The organism is Mycolicibacterium psychrotolerans (genome assembly GCF_010729305.1).
Lineage (GTDB): Bacteria > Actinomycetota > Actinomycetes > Mycobacteriales > Mycobacteriaceae > Mycobacterium > Mycobacterium psychrotolerans.
Genome location: NZ_AP022574.1, coordinates 5,205,550 through 5,220,134, shown reverse-complemented (window position 1 = coordinate 5,220,134; position 14,585 = coordinate 5,205,550). Strand labels below are relative to the sequence as shown.

Annotated in this window: 15 protein-coding genes; 6 read left to right on the top strand and 9 right to left on the bottom strand. The window is 70.0% G+C overall.

What is annotated here, in order from left to right:
- Nucleotides 1-119 precede the first annotated feature (119 nt).
- A complete protein-coding gene (locus G6N45_RS25260; protein WP_163726343.1) occupies nucleotides 120-803 on the bottom strand; it encodes a Crp/Fnr family transcriptional regulator in 684 nt (227 codons plus the stop codon).
- 86 nt (nucleotides 804-889) lie between these two features.
- Between G6N45_RS25260 and G6N45_RS25255 the strand changes: the two genes are divergently transcribed.
- Nucleotides 890-1,237 (top strand): carboxymuconolactone decarboxylase family protein, encoded by a 348-nt coding sequence (locus G6N45_RS25255; protein WP_163726340.1) that lies wholly within the window; start codon nucleotides 890-892, stop codon nucleotides 1,235-1,237.
- An 80-nt stretch (nucleotides 1,238-1,317) separates the two neighbouring features.
- Here the strand turns inward: G6N45_RS25255 and G6N45_RS25250 are convergent, their stop codons facing one another.
- From G6N45_RS25250 to hglS, 3 genes are all read right to left on the bottom strand, one after another.
- Nucleotides 1,318-2,127: an SDR family NAD(P)-dependent oxidoreductase gene (locus tag G6N45_RS25250; RefSeq protein ID WP_163726337.1), complete on the bottom strand. Its 810-nt coding sequence runs from the start codon at nucleotides 2,125-2,127 to the stop codon at nucleotides 1,318-1,320.
- Nucleotides 2,128-2,215: 88 nt separating this feature from the next.
- On the bottom strand, nucleotides 2,216-3,760 hold the full coding sequence (gene amaB / locus G6N45_RS25245; RefSeq protein WP_163726334.1) for an L-piperidine-6-carboxylate dehydrogenase: 1,545 nt from the start codon (nucleotides 3,758-3,760) through the stop codon (nucleotides 2,216-2,218).
- Complete coding sequence (gene hglS, locus G6N45_RS25240) at nucleotides 3,757-4,986, bottom strand: 2-oxoadipate dioxygenase/decarboxylase (RefSeq protein WP_163726331.1); 1,230 nt, start codon at nucleotides 4,984-4,986, stop codon at nucleotides 3,757-3,759. The genes amaB and hglS overlap by 4 nt, the downstream gene beginning before the upstream one ends.
- A 32-nt stretch (nucleotides 4,987-5,018) precedes the next feature.
- On the opposite strand from hglS, the gene G6N45_RS25235 reads away from it, so the two are divergent.
- Nucleotides 5,019-5,489 (top strand): Lrp/AsnC family transcriptional regulator, encoded by a 471-nt coding sequence (locus G6N45_RS25235; protein ID WP_163726328.1) that lies wholly within the window; start codon nucleotides 5,019-5,021, stop codon nucleotides 5,487-5,489.
- A gap of 49 nt (nucleotides 5,490-5,538) precedes the next feature.
- Complete coding sequence (gene lat, locus G6N45_RS25230) at nucleotides 5,539-6,897, top strand: L-lysine 6-transaminase (protein WP_163726325.1); 1,359 nt, start codon at nucleotides 5,539-5,541, stop codon at nucleotides 6,895-6,897.
- On the opposite strand, the gene G6N45_RS25225 is transcribed toward lat, so the two are convergent.
- Nucleotides 6,866-7,426 carry a restriction endonuclease gene (locus G6N45_RS25225; protein WP_163726322.1) on the bottom strand — a complete coding sequence of 187 codons (561 nt, stop codon included), beginning with the start codon at nucleotides 7,424-7,426 and terminating at the stop codon, nucleotides 6,866-6,868. The two genes, lat and G6N45_RS25225, sit on opposite strands and share 32 nt — an antisense overlap.
- 70 nt (nucleotides 7,427-7,496) lie before the next feature.
- On the opposite strand from G6N45_RS25225, the gene G6N45_RS25220 reads away from it, so the two are divergent.
- Nucleotides 7,497-7,853, top strand: a complete 357-nt coding sequence (locus G6N45_RS25220) for a hypothetical protein (protein WP_163726318.1) — start codon at nucleotides 7,497-7,499, stop codon at nucleotides 7,851-7,853.
- Between the two features lie 18 nt (nucleotides 7,854-7,871).
- Here the strand turns inward: G6N45_RS25220 and G6N45_RS25215 are convergent, their stop codons facing one another.
- Genes G6N45_RS25215 through G6N45_RS25200 form a run of 4 tightly spaced genes read right to left on the bottom strand, consistent with a single transcriptional unit; the run spans nucleotide 7,872 to nucleotide 12,758 of the window.
- A complete protein-coding gene (locus G6N45_RS25215) occupies nucleotides 7,872-8,447 on the bottom strand; it encodes a carbonic anhydrase (RefSeq protein WP_163726315.1) in 576 nt (191 codons plus the stop codon).
- Nucleotides 8,448-8,473: 26 nt separating this feature from the next.
- Complete coding sequence (locus tag G6N45_RS25210) at nucleotides 8,474-8,794, bottom strand: P-II family nitrogen regulator (protein ID WP_048469421.1); 321 nt, start codon at nucleotides 8,792-8,794, stop codon at nucleotides 8,474-8,476.
- Nucleotides 8,791-11,337, bottom strand: a complete 2,547-nt coding sequence (locus G6N45_RS25205) for a DUF2309 domain-containing protein (RefSeq protein WP_163726312.1) — start codon at nucleotides 11,335-11,337, stop codon at nucleotides 8,791-8,793. The genes G6N45_RS25210 and G6N45_RS25205 overlap by 4 nt, the downstream gene beginning before the upstream one ends.
- Nucleotides 11,334-12,758 carry a proton-conducting transporter transmembrane domain-containing protein gene (locus tag G6N45_RS25200; RefSeq protein ID WP_163726309.1) on the bottom strand — a complete coding sequence of 475 codons (1,425 nt, stop codon included), beginning with the start codon at nucleotides 12,756-12,758 and terminating at the stop codon, nucleotides 11,334-11,336. Before G6N45_RS25200 ends, G6N45_RS25205 begins: the two co-directional genes overlap by 4 nt.
- A gap of 30 nt (nucleotides 12,759-12,788) precedes the next feature.
- Between G6N45_RS25200 and G6N45_RS25195 the strand changes: the two genes are divergently transcribed.
- Both G6N45_RS25195 and G6N45_RS25190 read left to right on the top strand, forming a co-directional pair.
- Nucleotides 12,789-13,619 carry a DUF6671 family protein gene (locus G6N45_RS25195; RefSeq protein WP_163726306.1) on the top strand — a complete coding sequence of 277 codons (831 nt, stop codon included), beginning with the start codon at nucleotides 12,789-12,791 and terminating at the stop codon, nucleotides 13,617-13,619.
- Nucleotides 13,620-13,635: 16 nt separating this feature from the next.
- On the top strand, nucleotides 13,636-14,577 hold the full coding sequence (locus G6N45_RS25190) for a TerC family protein (RefSeq protein WP_163726304.1): 942 nt from the start codon (nucleotides 13,636-13,638) through the stop codon (nucleotides 14,575-14,577).
- The last annotated feature ends 8 nt before the right edge of the window (nucleotides 14,578-14,585 follow it).

Here is a 14,585-nt window from a genome sequence, read left to right as displayed (position 1 = left end):
AAGGGGGCGACATGCGGGTGCGGTGGCGGTGACTGTTTGCGAGAAGTGGCATACCGGGTGCGGTCGGTGTGCGGCTGACGTGCGCGTCGTTACGGGATTCTTACGAATCCCGCGTCCGGTCAGGCGGGTCGGTGCACCGCGATCGGCGCATCGGCCTGCCGGGCGCAGCGCCGCAGCGCGGCGAGGTCGCGGATCGTCACCCCGTGCTCGTCGAGGGTGATCCAGCCCTTGGCGGCGAAGGCCGCCAGCGCGTCGGTGCCGGAGGTGTGACCGGCGCCGGCCAGCTGGGTGAGGTCGTCGCTGTGCAGCCCGCAGGCGATGTGCACGGTGCCGTCACTGCGGGTGTCGAAGCGCGACGCGAGGTGCACGAGCTGTCCGGCGATCCGGCCGGCGACCCCCGTCGACGCGAAGCCCACCAGCTGCGCCTCCACGTCGTCGAGGCGCTCGGTCAGCCGTTCGAGCAGCAGCAAGGACCAGCGCGGGTCGTCGGTGAGCACGGTGCGCAGCAGCCCGCGCTGCACCACGGTGGCGATCACCCGGGTCAGTGCGGTCGCCGTGCTGGTGCGTGGGCCGGGATCGAAGACGGCGAGCTCGCCGAGCACGTCGCCGGGTCCCAGCACCGCCATCAGGAAGTCGCGACCGTCGTGGCTGCGGCGCGAGACGCGGACGTGGCCGCTGCGGATGACGAGCATGTGATCGCCCGGGTCGCCCTCACCGAAGATCACGGTCGACTCTCCGAACATCACGTCGGCGTTCAACCGGTCGAGCTCGCGCAGTTGCGCACGGTCGAGTCGGCCCTTCATGCTTCACGACGCTACGAAGACGGCCGCTGCCGCAGAAGGGCCTTTCGGCCCTCGTCGCCAGCGCAAATGGACCTCAGACTCGCCGCATGGACGACCACTCCCACCACGAGGTACTGGCTGATCTGCGACCGCAGCATCGCGCGCTGCGGCAGATGATTCCCGACGTCTACAAGGGATTCGCCGAGATCAGTGAGGCGGCGCTTGTCGACGGCGCGTTGAGCCGGAAGACCAAGGAGCTGATGGCGATGACGATCGGGGTCGTGCACGGTTGCGACGGGTGTATCGCCTCGCACGCCCAGTCGGCGGCGCGCGCCGGTGCCACCAGAGAGGAGGCCGCCGAGGCCATCGGCGTGACGATCATGATGCACGGCGGCCCGGCGACGATCTACGGCGCGCGGGCGTACACGGCGTTCTGCGAGTTCGCCGGAGAGTGACAGGCCTTCCTCCCGCGAGCGTGCGTGTTTGTACGCCGACGCGCCGCGCAGTGCGTGCCTGAGCGCGCGCTCGCGGCCGCTCAGAGCGCGCGCAGTGCGCGCTGATACCGCCGCATCCCGGCGATCCAGCGGTCGTAGTCGCCGCCCTTGTGCCTGTACATCTCGAGTAGTTCGGCGTGGGGAAGCACCATGAACCGGCCGGCGAGCATCGCCTCGATCGTCGCCGTCGCGACATCGTCGGCGCTGATCACCGAGGCCGACTGCTCGATCGACGACGCACCGAGCCGGGCGTCGGGATCCTCGGTGCTCCGAACCGCCTGCAGCAAGGGGGTTTCCACGCCGAGCGGGCAGACGCAGCTGACGCCGATACCGTCGTCGCCGTAGGTGATGGCCAGCCACTCGGCGAACCCCACCGCCGCATGCTTGCTGACGGCGTAGCCGGCAGCACCGAGTTGCGTGAGCAGCCCCGCCGCCGACGCCACTGACACGAAGTATCCCGATCCCCGCGACTGCCAATGCGGGACAACCAATTTCGCCGCCCGGATGTGAGCGCGCAGGTTCACGTCGAGGATGACGTCCCAGTCGGCCTCGGTGCCCAGCCCGGGATGGCCGATGATGCCGGCGTTGGCGACGTAGATGTCGACCGGATCGAACTCCCGGCTGGCCAGCGTGATCATGCCCTCGATGTCGACGACGTCGGCCGCGTCGGCCCGCAGCGCCTCCGCCTGACCGCCGGCCGAGCGGATCGACTCCGCCGTCGCGTGTGCGTTCTGCTCGTCGAGGTCGCCGACGACCACCCGCACTCCGCGCTGCGCGAGCCCGCCGGCGATCGCCGCACCGATTCCTGAGCCCCCGCCGGTGACGATGGCGACCTTGCCGTCCAGTTCCATGCGCTGATTCTCAACCGCGAGCGCGCGCAGAATGTACGCCCGACGCGGCGTGTCGGCGTGCAAACATGCGCGCTCGCGGAAAAGAGAATCAGCCGAAGTGGACGCCCTGGGCCAGGGGCAGCTCCGAGGAGTAGTTCACCGTGTTCGTCGCGCGCCGCATGTAGGCCTTCCACGCGTCCGAGCCCGATTCGCGGCCCCCGCCGGTCTCCTTCTCGCCGCCGAACGCACCGCCGATCTCGGCGCCCGACGTGCCGATGTTGACGTTGGCGATGCCGCAGTCCGACCCCTCGGCGGACATGAAGCGTTCCGCCTCGCGGACGTCGAGGGTGAATATCGCCGACGAAAGACCTTGCGGCACAGCATTGTTCATCGCGATGGCCTCGTCGAGCGTCTCATAGGTCATTACGTAGAGGATCGGCGCGAACGTCTCGAGGTGCACCACCTCGCTCTGCGCGGGCATCCGCACCACCGCGGGGCGGACGTAGAACGCGCCCTCGTCACCGACATCCATGCGCTCGCCGCCGATCACCTCGCCACCCTCGGCGGCGGCCTGCTGCAGCGCGCCGACCATGTCGCGGTAGGAGGTCTCGTGGATCAGCGGGCCCACCAGCGTGCCGTCGGCCGCCGGGTCACCGACCGGCAGCTGGGCGTACGCCGACACGATCCGGGACACCAGCTCGTCGGCGATCGACGAGTGCACGATCAGCCGGCGCAACGTCGTGCAGCGCTGACCGGCCGTGCCTGCCGCCGAGAACACGATTCCGCGCACCGCGAGGTCCAGGTCGGCCGACGGCGTCACCACCGCGGCGTTGTTGCCGCCGAGTTCGAGCAGCGCCTTGCCGAAGCGCTGTGCCACCCGCGGCCCGATCTGCCTGCCCATCCGCACCGAGCCGGTCGCCGAGAGCAGCGCGACGCGATGATCCTCGACCAGCCGCTCGCCGACCTCGCGGGCGCCCTGCACTAGCTGCGAAACCCCCTCGGGGGCGCCCACGTCGGCGCACGCCCGGGCCAGCAGCGCATGGCAGGCCACGGCGGTCAGCGGGGTCAGCTCGGAGGGTTTCCACACCACCGTGTCACCGCACACCAGCGCGACCGCGGTGTTCCACGCCCACACCGCGACAGGGAAGTTGAACGCCGTGATGACGCCGACCACGCCCAGCGGATGCCAGGTCTCCATCAGCCGGTGGCCGGGCCGCTCCGACGCGATCGTCTTGCCGTAGAGCTGGCGGGAGAGTCCCACGGCGAATTCGCAGATGTCGATCATCTCCTGCACCTCGCCGAGGGCCTCGGACGTGATCTTGCCCGCCTCGATGGTCACCAGCGACGCCAGCTCCTCCTTGTGCTCGACGAGCAGCTGACCGAGCTGCGCCACCAGCGCGCCGCGCACCGGCGCCGGGGTGGTGCGCCACGTGGTGAACGCCTCGGCGGCCGCGGCGATCGCCGCGTCGACCTGGTCGGGCGTGGACTCCGCGACGGTGAACAGCACGTCGCCGTTGATCGGCGAGCTGGCGGTGACGCCGCCGGCGTTCGGATCGCCGAGGGGCACGCGCGCGCCGACGGCGGTCAGCGCCTCGCGCACGCGGGTGCGCAGCGCGTCGGAGGTGGGCAGGGGGGAGGTCACAACGGAGGTCATGAGCACGCGGCTTTCTCGTAGAGGTCGTACGGGTCGTGAATGTGATGGCCGATCCGGCCGGCCATCCAGCGCTGGCTGTAAGAGGTGTCATCGGCGCCCTCGGCGGCGGGGGAGTCGCTGTCGAGGTTGGAGCGGAAGATGCCGGCCGCCGAGGCGGGCAGGAAATCTTCGTAGACAACAGGTCTGGCGGGGTCGCCGCCGTGGTAGTAGGCGAGCCCGGAGGCGGCCAGCTCGGCGTCGGTCGCGGGGAAGTGCTGAGCCCACACCGCGGCCGGATCGGGGCACGCCATCGCCGCGTCGTAGCGCTGCCGGCCCAGCGGCGTCAGCGCGATGCCGCGCTGCTCGACCTCGCCGAAGCGCACCCGCAGCGTCCCGTCCACCACGGAGCCGTCGGCCAGCCGGAGCCGGCGCGGTTCGGCGAGCGCCCGAAACGAGGTCTGCCGCAACAACACCTGCGGGCCGTGGGTGCGCGGCGGACCCTGGATGTGGTCGATCATCGTGATGCCGCGGGTGGTCATCTCGTGCTGCAGCGCGTCGATGTCGAGCACCCGCGGGGTCAGATGGTTGATGTGGGTGGAGCGCACCCCGGCGATGTCCGCGGCCACCGCGGAGACTGCGGAGAGCTCGTCGTACCAGCGCCGGTCGATCGGCTCCCGCGACAGCGCGAACGCCGACACCGCGGCGGCGACGAAGTCGTCGGCCTCGCCGCTCGGGCATCCACCGTCGGCGGCGATCCGCCGTGCCGCGGCGATCAGCGCGGGATCGAACAGCTGGCGCGTCTGGAGGAAGGCCGTCACCCGCGAGCGCAGGTCGTCGGAGAAGAACCGCCGGTCGGCCGTGGCCAGCATCGACGTGAACACCCGGAAGGGGTTGCGCGCCAATTCCTCCGGATCGATCGGCCGGAACGCGGTGGAGACCACCGGGACGGGCGAGGCGGCCTCGCGCAGGTCGTAGTAGCCGACGGGGTACATGCCGAACGCGGAGAACAGGTCGGCGACCGCGGCGAGCTCCTCGGCGGTGCCGACGCGGATCGCGCCGTGCCGTTCAGCGGTGACCCGGTCCAGCGAGCCGAGCCGCACGGCCTCGTCGTCGGCGGCCACGACGCCCCGGTTCACCTCGGAGCTGACCTCGACCAGTGTGTGGTAAGCGGGGACTTCGGCGCCGTACATCGTCGCCAGCCCGGCCGCGAATTGCGCCCGCAATCGCCAGGTTTCAGTGACGGACACGTAGGCATGCCCCCTTCCGATACAGTGCGGCCATGACCGGCCCCGAGGAATGCCCGCCGCTCGATGAGATCGACCGCGTGCTGGTGCGTGAACTGGTCGCCGACGGGCGCGCCACGCTGGCGCAGCTGGCCGCGACGGCCGGGCTGTCGGTGTCGGCGGTGCAGTCGCGGGTGCGCCGGCTGGAGGCGCGCGGCGTGGTCACCGGATACACGGCCCGGATCAATCCCGAGGCCATCGGCAACATGCTCTCGGCGTTCGTCGCCATCACCCCTCTCGATCCGTCTCAACCCGATGATGCTCCCGCCCGCCTCGAGCACATCCCCGAAATCGAGGCCTGTTATTCGGTGGCGGGGGAGGACAGCTATGTCCTGCTGGTGCACGTGGCGTCGGGGCGGGCGCTGGAAGGTCTGCTGCAGCGGATCCGCACCGCGGCCGATGTGAAGACCCGCAGCACGATCATCCTACATAAATTCTACAGCGACAGACGGTACATACCGGAGTAGTAGCGGTCAAAGGTAGCTTTGACGGGAAATATTCCGTTAGGATGCCGGTATGACTGATGTTCTGCCGGCGCGCGTCCAGGCCGTGACCTCGACGATCACCCCTGCCGACGTCCGCCCCGTGCTGGCCCGCAGCATCCTGGCCGACGGTCTGGACCTGGTTCTCGATGTCGAGCGCTCGCACGGCTCGTACCTGGTCGACGCCCGCACCGGCCGTGGCTACCTCGACATGTTCACGTTCTTCGCGTCCTCGGCGCTCGGCATGAACCATCCTGCGCTGGCCGGTGACGAGGAGTTCCGCGCCGAGCTGACCGCCGCGGCGCTGAACAAGCCGAGCAACTCCGACGTCTACAGCGTCCCGATGGCCCGCTTCGTCGACACCTTCGCCCGCGTCCTCGGCGACCCCGCGCTGCCCCATCTGTTCTTCGTCGACGGCGGGGCGCTCGCCGTCGAGAACGCGCTCAAGGTCGCTTTCGACTGGAAGAGCCGTCTCAACGAGGCGCAGGGCCGCGGCCCGGAACTCGGTACCAAGGTGCTGCACCTGCGGGGCGCGTTCCACGGCCGCAGCGGCTACACGATGTCGCTGACCAACACCGACCCGAACAAGGTCGCGCGGTTCCCCAAGTTTGACTGGCCGCGCATCGACGCGCCGTACCTGCGCCCGGGTGATGAGATCGAGGCGCTCGAAGCCGAGTCGCTGCGGCAGGCCCGCGCCGCATTCGAGGCCGCACCGCACGACATCGCGTGCTTCATCGCCGAGCCGATCCAGGGTGAGGGCGGCGACCGGCACATCCGGCCGCAGTTCTTCGCCGCGATGCGCGCGCTGTGCGACGAGTTCGACGCGCTGCTGATCTTCGACGAGGTGCAGACCGGCTGCGGCATCACCGGGACAGCCTGGGCCTACCAGCAACTCGGCGTGATGCCCGATGTCGTCGCGTTCGGCAAGAAGACCCAGGTGTGCGGCGTGATGGCCGGCGGCCGGGTCGACGAGATGCCCGACAACGTGTTCACGGTCAGCTCGCGGATCAATTCGACGTGGGGCGGCAACCTGGTCGACATGGTTCGCTCCCGCCGCATCCTGGAGGTCATCGAGGCCGAGGGGCTGTTCGAACGCGCCGCCGAGAACGGCCGCTACCTGCGGGACCGCCTCGACGAGGTGGCCGCTGCCTTCCCCGCCCTGGTGCACGACGTGCGCGGCCGCGGGCTGATGTGCGCGTTCAGCATGCCCAGTGCCGAACTGCGGGACGCGCTGGTGGCACGGCTGTGGGACGCCGGTGTGATCATGCTCGGCTGTGGACCCGACAGCGTGCGGTTCCGGCCGGCGCTGACGGTGTCGCGCGACGAGATCGACACGGCGGTCGACGCGGTGAGCGCGGTGCTCAGGTCGATGTCGGTTCGATCGGCTGGGTGAGCCGGCGGATCATCGAGCGTAGCCTCGGCAGCTCGGCGCCGCCGACCAACTCGCAGCCGTGAAGTTCGGCGAGTTTGCGTGCAGCAGGGGTGAATTGGTGGTTGGTGACGACCATGGTGCGGGTGCAGTCCTGCATCGGCGCGCCGGCCACCACCTCCTGCACCGCGCCTGTCCCGACCGGACGTGACTGCCGCTTGCACTGCACGGCCAGCCGGTGCGGCCGGTGGCCGACGATGAGGTCGACGCCCCAGTCGCCCGACAGCGGCGTCATGATCACGGGCACCCCGACCGAACGCGCGATGCGCGCGACGTAGTCCTCGAACTCGGTGCCCGACATCTCGTCCCGCACGGCGCGCTCCCGCTCACCCGGGGTGGCGGCGCCGACGACGATCGCGGTCAGGAAGCGCGGCAGCAGCGGCGTGAGCGCCGCGACGAGCAGGCTCCACCAGCCAGGCACCCCGAGCAGGTATGCACCGGCTCCTGCGGCGACGCCGAGTGCCACCGCCACCCGCCAGCGTGTCCAGGTCACACCCGGATCGTAGGGGCGGGTCCCGACACATCACGTTTACCCGCGGGGGTGTCCGGGAAGTCACGATTTCATGACGGACCTGTCAGGCCACCGGAGCCGGCACGGGGTCGGTTACGACGACCGCGGCGTGCGCGACGCCGTGCGTGCCGGATTGGGTTTCGCGGCGGCGGGCCTGCTGTTCCTCTTCACGGCCTCGCTGTGGATGAGCACCTGCACGGGTTCGACGGTCGACGCGCTGGCGTGCGGGGCGCCGCAACGGGCGGGCGCCGCCGTCGGTGCGCCGCTGATCCTGCTGGCCGGCGCGGCGTGGTCGCTGTTGCGGGGCGCCCGGGTCCGGCGGGATGCGCCCGCCTGGTGGGCGTGGCAGGGCGCCGGGTGGACGCTGATCGCCCTGATGACGGTCAGTGTCTTCGCTGCCCTGCCGTAGCCGCCCCGCAGTAGCCGCTCAGACACACTCCACGAGAACACCGTTCGTCTCGCCGACCGCACCCAGGGTGGCGTGCACGCTGATCTCCCGGTCCGCCGGCGAGAAGGTGGCGCAGACGATTCCGCACTCCCGCCGGTCGACCCTGCGCGCGAGCGCCGGTGAGCGCTGCATCAACCCCAGTCCGGTCTCCACGATGTGCGCGGAGGTGACCGACTCCACCGAGTCGGCGGCCGCTCCGCGCCGCACCACCGAGAGCAGCGCATGCTCGACCGCGGTGCGCATCGCGCCGTCGGGAAGTTGCGCCTGTTCCCACGCCCGGAGTGCGGCCCGCATGGCGGGGCAGTCGTCGTGGCCGAGCACCACCACCAGCGGGATCTCGAGGGTTTCCACCGCGTACTCGATGCTGGCCAGCACGCTGGTGTCCACCGCGTGACCCCAGGTGCTGACGTCGAGCAGCGCTCCGGACGGCTGGTTGAACACCGTCTCGCTGCTGATGCCGGCGTCGGCGCAGCGAAACACCGCGGCGACCGGTCCGTCGGTGGGGTGGGAGATGCCGGCCCTCAGTTGCTGCCAGGTCGTCGTCGCATCAGGCATGTCACTCATTTCCTTTCGTGGGGTTTTCAGCTGAAGTACTCGGGGCGGCTGACGTAGGTCTCGGTCACGAACAGCACACCGGGGGAGGCGTCGAGGAAGCGGCGCAGTCCGGCCAGCAGCGCCTCGACCTTGTCGTCGGGCACCACGGTGATGATCAGTTCCAGCGTGGCCTGCTGGTTGAACAGCAGTCGGCCCTGGTGGTAGCCGTGGTGGCCCAGTCCGGACACTCCGGACACGCTGGTGTACCCGGTGGCGCCGACGCCGGCGATCAGTTCGCGCACCGCCGCCGCGTCCTGTCCGGAGACGACGACCTCGACCTTCGTCATCCGCGTGAGGGTGGGTGTCATCGGATCATCTCCTTGTTGTGAGTGGTTGTCGGAAGCGCGGTTTCGTGCCAGCCGCGCCACCCGCTGCGGGTCCAGCGGCGCCAGCTGTCGTGGGCGTCCTCGCGGGCGGCGACGGCGACCCAGTCGTTGTCGAACAGTTGTTGCAGCAGCGGGTTGCGCTCGATCACCGTGTCGATGCGCGGCAGCGGGGCCTGGATGATCGCGAGCAGCCGCTGTGGTTCGTGGATCAGCTTGTCGCCGAACCGGATCGACTGCTTCGGTAGGCCGAGGCGCAGATCGCCCACATGCCCGGCGAGGACGCCCGCGTCACCGACCACGTTGTGGATGGTCTTGGTGCCCGCCCCGAAGGCGCCCGGGGCCACGGTGGAGAAGTAGTACTGGCAGTTGATCCACTGGGCGACCACCAGCGGCGCGGTCATGATGGTCTCCAGCGCCGTACCGTCGGCGTCGACGTCGGCGTCGTAGGAGTGCAGGAACGCCCGCCGCTGCAGGTCGGTCCCGGCGGTGACGTCGCGCGGGGCGATGATAAACGCGGCGTTACCGGCGAGCCCCCACTCCGGGTACACCTGCGCCCAGTCCAGGGAGCGTGCCGCTACGTGGCGCGCCGCCTTCGCCGGTGAGCGCCGGCGTGGGGCGCCCGGCAGGTCGGCGCACCGTTCGGCCGCCAGCTCGTCGCCCGCGTGCGCGAGATCGGCCTTGAGCCGGGCGATGTCGGCGCGGTGCCCAGCCGGGATCAGGTGTTCGTCGAGCACCGTGACCCGGTCGGTGGTGGTGTCGTGCACCGCGGCGACGACCAGGGTGTCAGCGGGGATGTCGACACCGGATCCGCGCAGTTCGCCGCGGACTTCCGGATCGTTGAGGATCAGCGCGGCGGTGCGGGCGTTGGGCCCGCCGCCCTGCCCGCCGCAGGCCCCACAGTCCAGCGAGGCCTGGTACGGGTTGTTCTCGGTCGTGCTGTGGTGTCCGCAGAGCACCAGCAGCCGACCGAAGCCGCGCACCAGGCCGATCGACTGGAACAGGGCCTGGGCGAACAACACTCGCTCGGGCAGCGGCATCCCGGCCACCGCCGGCACGGTCGCCGCCGGCGGCGCGATGAGATCGCGCAGACGGTGACGAAGCGTGCCGACGGTGGCGGGAGCCGCGGTCTTGGCTGCCGCGAGCGGTGCAGCGAGCCAACCGGCGGCCTCGGCGAGCGTGAAGGGACCCGTGAGCGACTGCTTGGCGGTGTGGAACGCGGTTTCGGCCGCTGCCAGCCCGGTGGCGCCGCTGATCTGCCGTGCGGCGTCGCGGTCGTCGGCCGGCGTCTCCGCGACGTCGTGGTTGGGGGAGATCAGCACCGGGCACAGGTCGGCCGGTTCACCGCCGAGCAGACCGGTGAAGCGGATTGCGACTGCGAAGAACCCGGCGAAGCCGAAGGTCTGGTAGCCCCCGCGACTCTCCAGGTGCCGGCGCAGCCCTTCCGAGCGGGTGTCGATGCAGGTGACCAGCTGTGTGTGTACGAACGCGGGCGCCGGAGCGGGCGTGGTCGCCAGCGCGGTGAGCAGACTGTCCTGGTAGTGGCTCTCGAAGGCCTGCTGCCACAGCATCTCCCGCGCCGCGAGTGGCAGCGCCGCGAGAATGCGCGCGGCCGTGGTCAGTTCGTCCTCCGCGACCACGCCGGTATCCCAGACCGTCAGCAGGTGCGCGGCGCGGCTCCTCGCCGTGGGGGTCGCGGGGCGAGGCGTCTCGGCGGCCGGCGCGGCGGAGGGTTCGGTCACGAACGCGGCCTCGTAGCTCAACCTCATCGCCAGGTACTGCAGCAGGTCGATCTCCGCTCCGCGGTCTGTGCCCCAGTGGATGTGGGCGGCCCAGCCGGGCAGCCGGGTCAGGTGCGCCTGCAGATAGGTGACGCGGTCGTCGTCGTCGATACCGAGCGCTTCGAGCGCCTGCAGCACGGCGTCGTCCGCGCGATCCGGGATGGCGCGCAACCGCTTCCGTACCGCCCGCGGCAGTGTCCGGTCGTTGCGGCCCAGTCCGCGCCAGGCGGCGAAGAACCCGTCGGCGCGGCCGGGCATCGGCCAGCTGCCCCCGCCCAGGAACGCTGCGCACCAGGTGGCGGCGTGCGCGTCGATGTCGGCGGCGAGCCGGGCCGAGACGCGCTCGGCGTGAGTGATGAAGCGTCGCAGCGGTTCCGGAGCCGTCTGGCCGTGCAGCAGGTCGGCGCGCAGCAGTTCGATCGCCGTCACGGTGCGGCCTGCCAGGTGTAGGTCCGGCTCGTCGGCCAGGTTCGGGTGGCGCCGCATCAGCACGGCGTCGAGGTCTGCGTCGGTGATGCGGCCCTGCCGGTGCAGCGCCCGGAAGACGTCTTCGGGCAGGGTGCCGGGCATGCCGTACACGTCGCTCGCCCGCCGCACGGCCTGCTCGAAGGGCATGGTCTGCAGACCGGCCAGCGGGTTGACCGCGATGAACGTGCCGAGCGGGTAGTGGGTGGGCAGCGCGCGGGCGGCGAGCCGGATGTCGCTGCGCAGCCGGGCGCGTTGTGAGGCGATGTCCGTCGGTGTCATCGGTGCACTCCTGTGGGGTGAAGGGTCCCTGCGCTGATCGCGTGGGTGTAGAGCGAGCGCTGTAGGCCGAGGGCTGCCGGTGATGCGCGCAGGGCCGCCAGGGCGCCGAGTACCGCGAGGGCTCCGGCGATCACCGCCCAGACCGTGGCGGGGGACACGGCGGATGCGGGCAGGGCGGGCGCGAGGTAGCGGCTGACCGCGCTGATCACCGCGACATAGGCGACCGCTGCGGGCAGCAGGACCGCCGTGGCGCCGACGGCACCGCCGATCGTGGGTTGGCGCCGCAGCCAGCCCCACGTCGCGGCCGCCCCGGTCACCCAGGCGAACACCAGCAGCGCGAGTTCGGCGGCGTGACCTTCGGGCCAGGTGGGCACCAGGACCATCCCGGCGGCAAGGGCGCTCAGCGGCAGCAGCGCCGCCGTGGTCGCGATGATCCACCTCCGCGGGCGCGACAGGCCCGCGGGCGGGGCGAGCGTGCGGTGGCGCTGGTGCCGCGCTACCGCCGTTCCTGAGGAGAGGAACAGCGTCGCCTTGTAGAAGCCGTGGCCGATCAGGTGGATCACCGCGGCGGCCCACAACCCGAGGCCGCAGGTCAGCATCATGAAGCCCATCTGGGCCATCGTCGAATAGGCCAGTGCGCCTTTGATGTCGGGCCGCACCAGCATGAGGACCGCGCCGTAGGCCATCGAGGCGGTGCCTGCGGCGATGACGATGCCGGCGGCCGGCGGGGTCGAGAGCACGCTGAGTTTGACCAGCAGCACGCCGCCGCCGTTGACCACTCCGGCATGCAGGAGGGCCGACACCGGCGTGGGTGCGGCGAGCGTGGCGGGCAGCCAGCGGTGGAAGGGGATCTGGGCGGAGCGCGACAGTGCGGCGATGACGATGAGCACCGCGATCACCGGTGCGAGCGCTTCGGCGCCGAGATGGTGCAGGCCGACGGCCGCCCAGAGCGCACCGTCGCCGATGCAGAAGGCCAGTGCGGTGCGGCGGACACCGTCGCGTGCGGCGGGGAGTTCGCGGTAGGTGGCCAGTAGCAGGCACAGCGCCAGGCCGACCGCGGTCCATCCGATCGCCAGTCCGACCATCGTGGTCGCCGACGCCATCACCGTGGATGCCGTGGTCAGAAGTGATGCGCCACAGGTGAACCAGGGTGCGCGGGAGTCGCCGGCCAGGTAGCGCACCGCGAATCCCTGCGCGATCGCGCTGACGCCGAAGATCAGCAGCAGTAGGGCCGCCGCGAGGTGGTCGGACGCAGTGGGTAGGCCGGCGATGGCGATGAGCAGGCCGGCAGCGGCGGTCGCCGCGCCGAGCCGCGCGACGAGGACGGGTGCTCGGCGTCCGATGGTCGCGGCCACCACCGCCACCACCAGAGGGGCGATCACCAGCGTCAGGAGGGCGGGGTTCGCGATCGCTTCCAACATGCGAAGTAAATTACGTGTATTGTGGATCGCGTGTCAAGCTTCGTAATAAAACCGTATCTCGGTGTCGCGGTCGCGGTGGGCACCCGTCATTTCAAGCAGCGCCAGCTGGCTTCCGCGTTCACCGACGTTCTCGGTGCGCGGTTGGTGGTTCCCGACGATCTCGACACCGACCTCTTCGGCACCTTCTCCGGAGAGGTGGCGAGGACGGCGTCGGCGCTGGTGACGGCGCGTCGCAAAGCACGGCTGGGAATGTGTGTCACCGGCCTGCGTCACGGCGTGGCGAGTGAGGCCAGTTACGGCCCGGCAGGGCACGAGGAGATCCTGCTGTTCGTCGACGACGTGCGCGGTATCGAGGTGTGCGAAACGCACTGGGAGGCGGCGGAGTACGCAGTCAGTCACCGCGTCCGATCGATCGAGGAGCTGCCCGCGTCCGTCACGGACGCTTTGTCCGCCCAGGCGGTGATCGTGCGACCGTCGGATTCCCACGACGACATCGTCAAGGGTGTCAACGATATTGCGTGCCTGCGGTCGGCCATATCATCCGCTGCCCGGCACGCAGGGAATGGGATGGCGGTGGTGGAGCCCGACCTGCGGGCGCACCACAATCCGCGTCGGCAACGGGTGTTGGCGCGCCTGGGGTACCGGCTGGCGCATCGATTGGCGACGTCGTGCCCCGACTGCGGCGCACCGGGTTTCGGACGTGTCCGCAGCGTCGCCGGCCTGCCGTGCGCGGCGTGCGGATCGCCGACTCGTCTGCCGCTGTACGACGAGCACGCGTGCTGTTCGTGTGCGTATCGGAGCTTCGTTGAAATTCTCTCGGCAGGGGCGGATCCCGGCCGATGCGACTACTGCAATCCCTGACCGACAAGGAGTGTTGATGACGTCTGTTGTGGTGGTGCCTGTGTGGGGGTGGGTGGCGTTGACGGTCGCCATCGCCGCGATGCTGGCCGTGGATCTGTTCCTGCACCGGGACAATCACGTGATCGGTTTCCGGGAAGCGGCGGTGTGGTCGGCGGTGTGGGTCGGCGCGGGTCTGGGCTTCGGTGTGCTGCTGTGGTGGATCTACGGCGGCGAGGTCGCGGGCACCTACTACGCCGGCTATCTGATCGAGAAGGCGCTCTCGGTGGACAACGTGTTCGTATTCGCGTTGATCTTCACGTATTTCGCCGTCCCGGACCGTTATCAGCACAAGGTGCTGTTCTGGGGGGTGATCGGCGCGTTGCTCTTCCGGCTGGTGTTCATCTTCGTCGGGGCGGAGTTGTTGAAGACGTTCTTCTGGACCGCCTACGTGTTCGGTGTGTTCTTGATCTACACCGCGTACAAGATGGCGTTCCAGCATGACAAGGAGATGCAGCCCGACAAGAACCTGCTGGTACGGCTGATCCGGCGGGTGGTGCCGATCGACCCGCATTATCACGAGGATCGGCTGTTCACCCGGATCGACGGAAAGCGCGTCGCAACACTGCTGTTCGTGGTGCTGGTCGCCGTCGAGGCCACGGATCTGATCTTCGCGATCGACTCGGTGGCGGCGGTGCTCGCGATCACCACGAGCACGTTCCTCGTGTGGACGGCGAATGCGTTCGCGGTGCTGGGTTTGCGCAGTCTGTACTTCTGCCTGTCGGGATTGCTCCGGCGGTTCCGTCATCTGCATTACGGCCTGGCGGTGTTGCTCGCCTTCGCCGGGGTGAAGCTGATCCTGTCGGAGACACCGGTGGGCAAGCTGCCGATCCCACTGACGATGAGCGTCATCGTCGTCACCCTCACGGTGTCTATCGTGTGGAGCCTGGTGGCGACGCGCGAGGTGCGCGAGGCACGCTGATTGGCGAA

Coding starts and splice junctions, on each gene's coding strand:
- G6N45_RS25190 (WP_163726304.1), top strand. CDS start 13,636: ATGACGTCTGTTGTGGTGGTGCCTGTGTGGGGGTGGGTGGCGTTGACG.
- G6N45_RS25210 (WP_048469421.1), bottom strand. CDS start 8,794: ATGACACCCACCCTCACGCGGATGACGAAGGTCGAGGTCGTCGTCTCC.
- G6N45_RS25250 (WP_163726337.1), bottom strand. CDS start 2,127: ATGGAACTGGACGGCAAGGTCGCCATCGTCACCGGCGGGGGCTCAGGA.
- G6N45_RS25260 (WP_163726343.1), bottom strand. CDS start 803: ATGAAGGGCCGACTCGACCGTGCGCAACTGCGCGAGCTCGACCGGTTG.
- G6N45_RS25220 (WP_163726318.1), top strand. CDS start 7,497: ATGACGGACCTGTCAGGCCACCGGAGCCGGCACGGGGTCGGTTACGAC.
- G6N45_RS25205 (WP_163726312.1), bottom strand. CDS start 11,337: ATGACACCGACGGACATCGCCTCACAACGCGCCCGGCTGCGCAGCGAC.
- lat (WP_163726325.1), top strand. CDS start 5,539: ATGACTGATGTTCTGCCGGCGCGCGTCCAGGCCGTGACCTCGACGATC.
- amaB (WP_163726334.1), bottom strand. CDS start 3,760: ATGACCTCCGTTGTGACCTCCCCCCTGCCCACCTCCGACGCGCTGCGC.
- G6N45_RS25215 (WP_163726315.1), bottom strand. CDS start 8,447: ATGCCTGATGCGACGACGACCTGGCAGCAACTGAGGGCCGGCATCTCC.
- G6N45_RS25235 (WP_163726328.1), top strand. CDS start 5,019: ATGACCGGCCCCGAGGAATGCCCGCCGCTCGATGAGATCGACCGCGTG.
- G6N45_RS25255 (WP_163726340.1), top strand. CDS start 890: ATGGACGACCACTCCCACCACGAGGTACTGGCTGATCTGCGACCGCAG.
- G6N45_RS25200 (WP_163726309.1), bottom strand. CDS start 12,758: ATGTTGGAAGCGATCGCGAACCCCGCCCTCCTGACGCTGGTGATCGCC.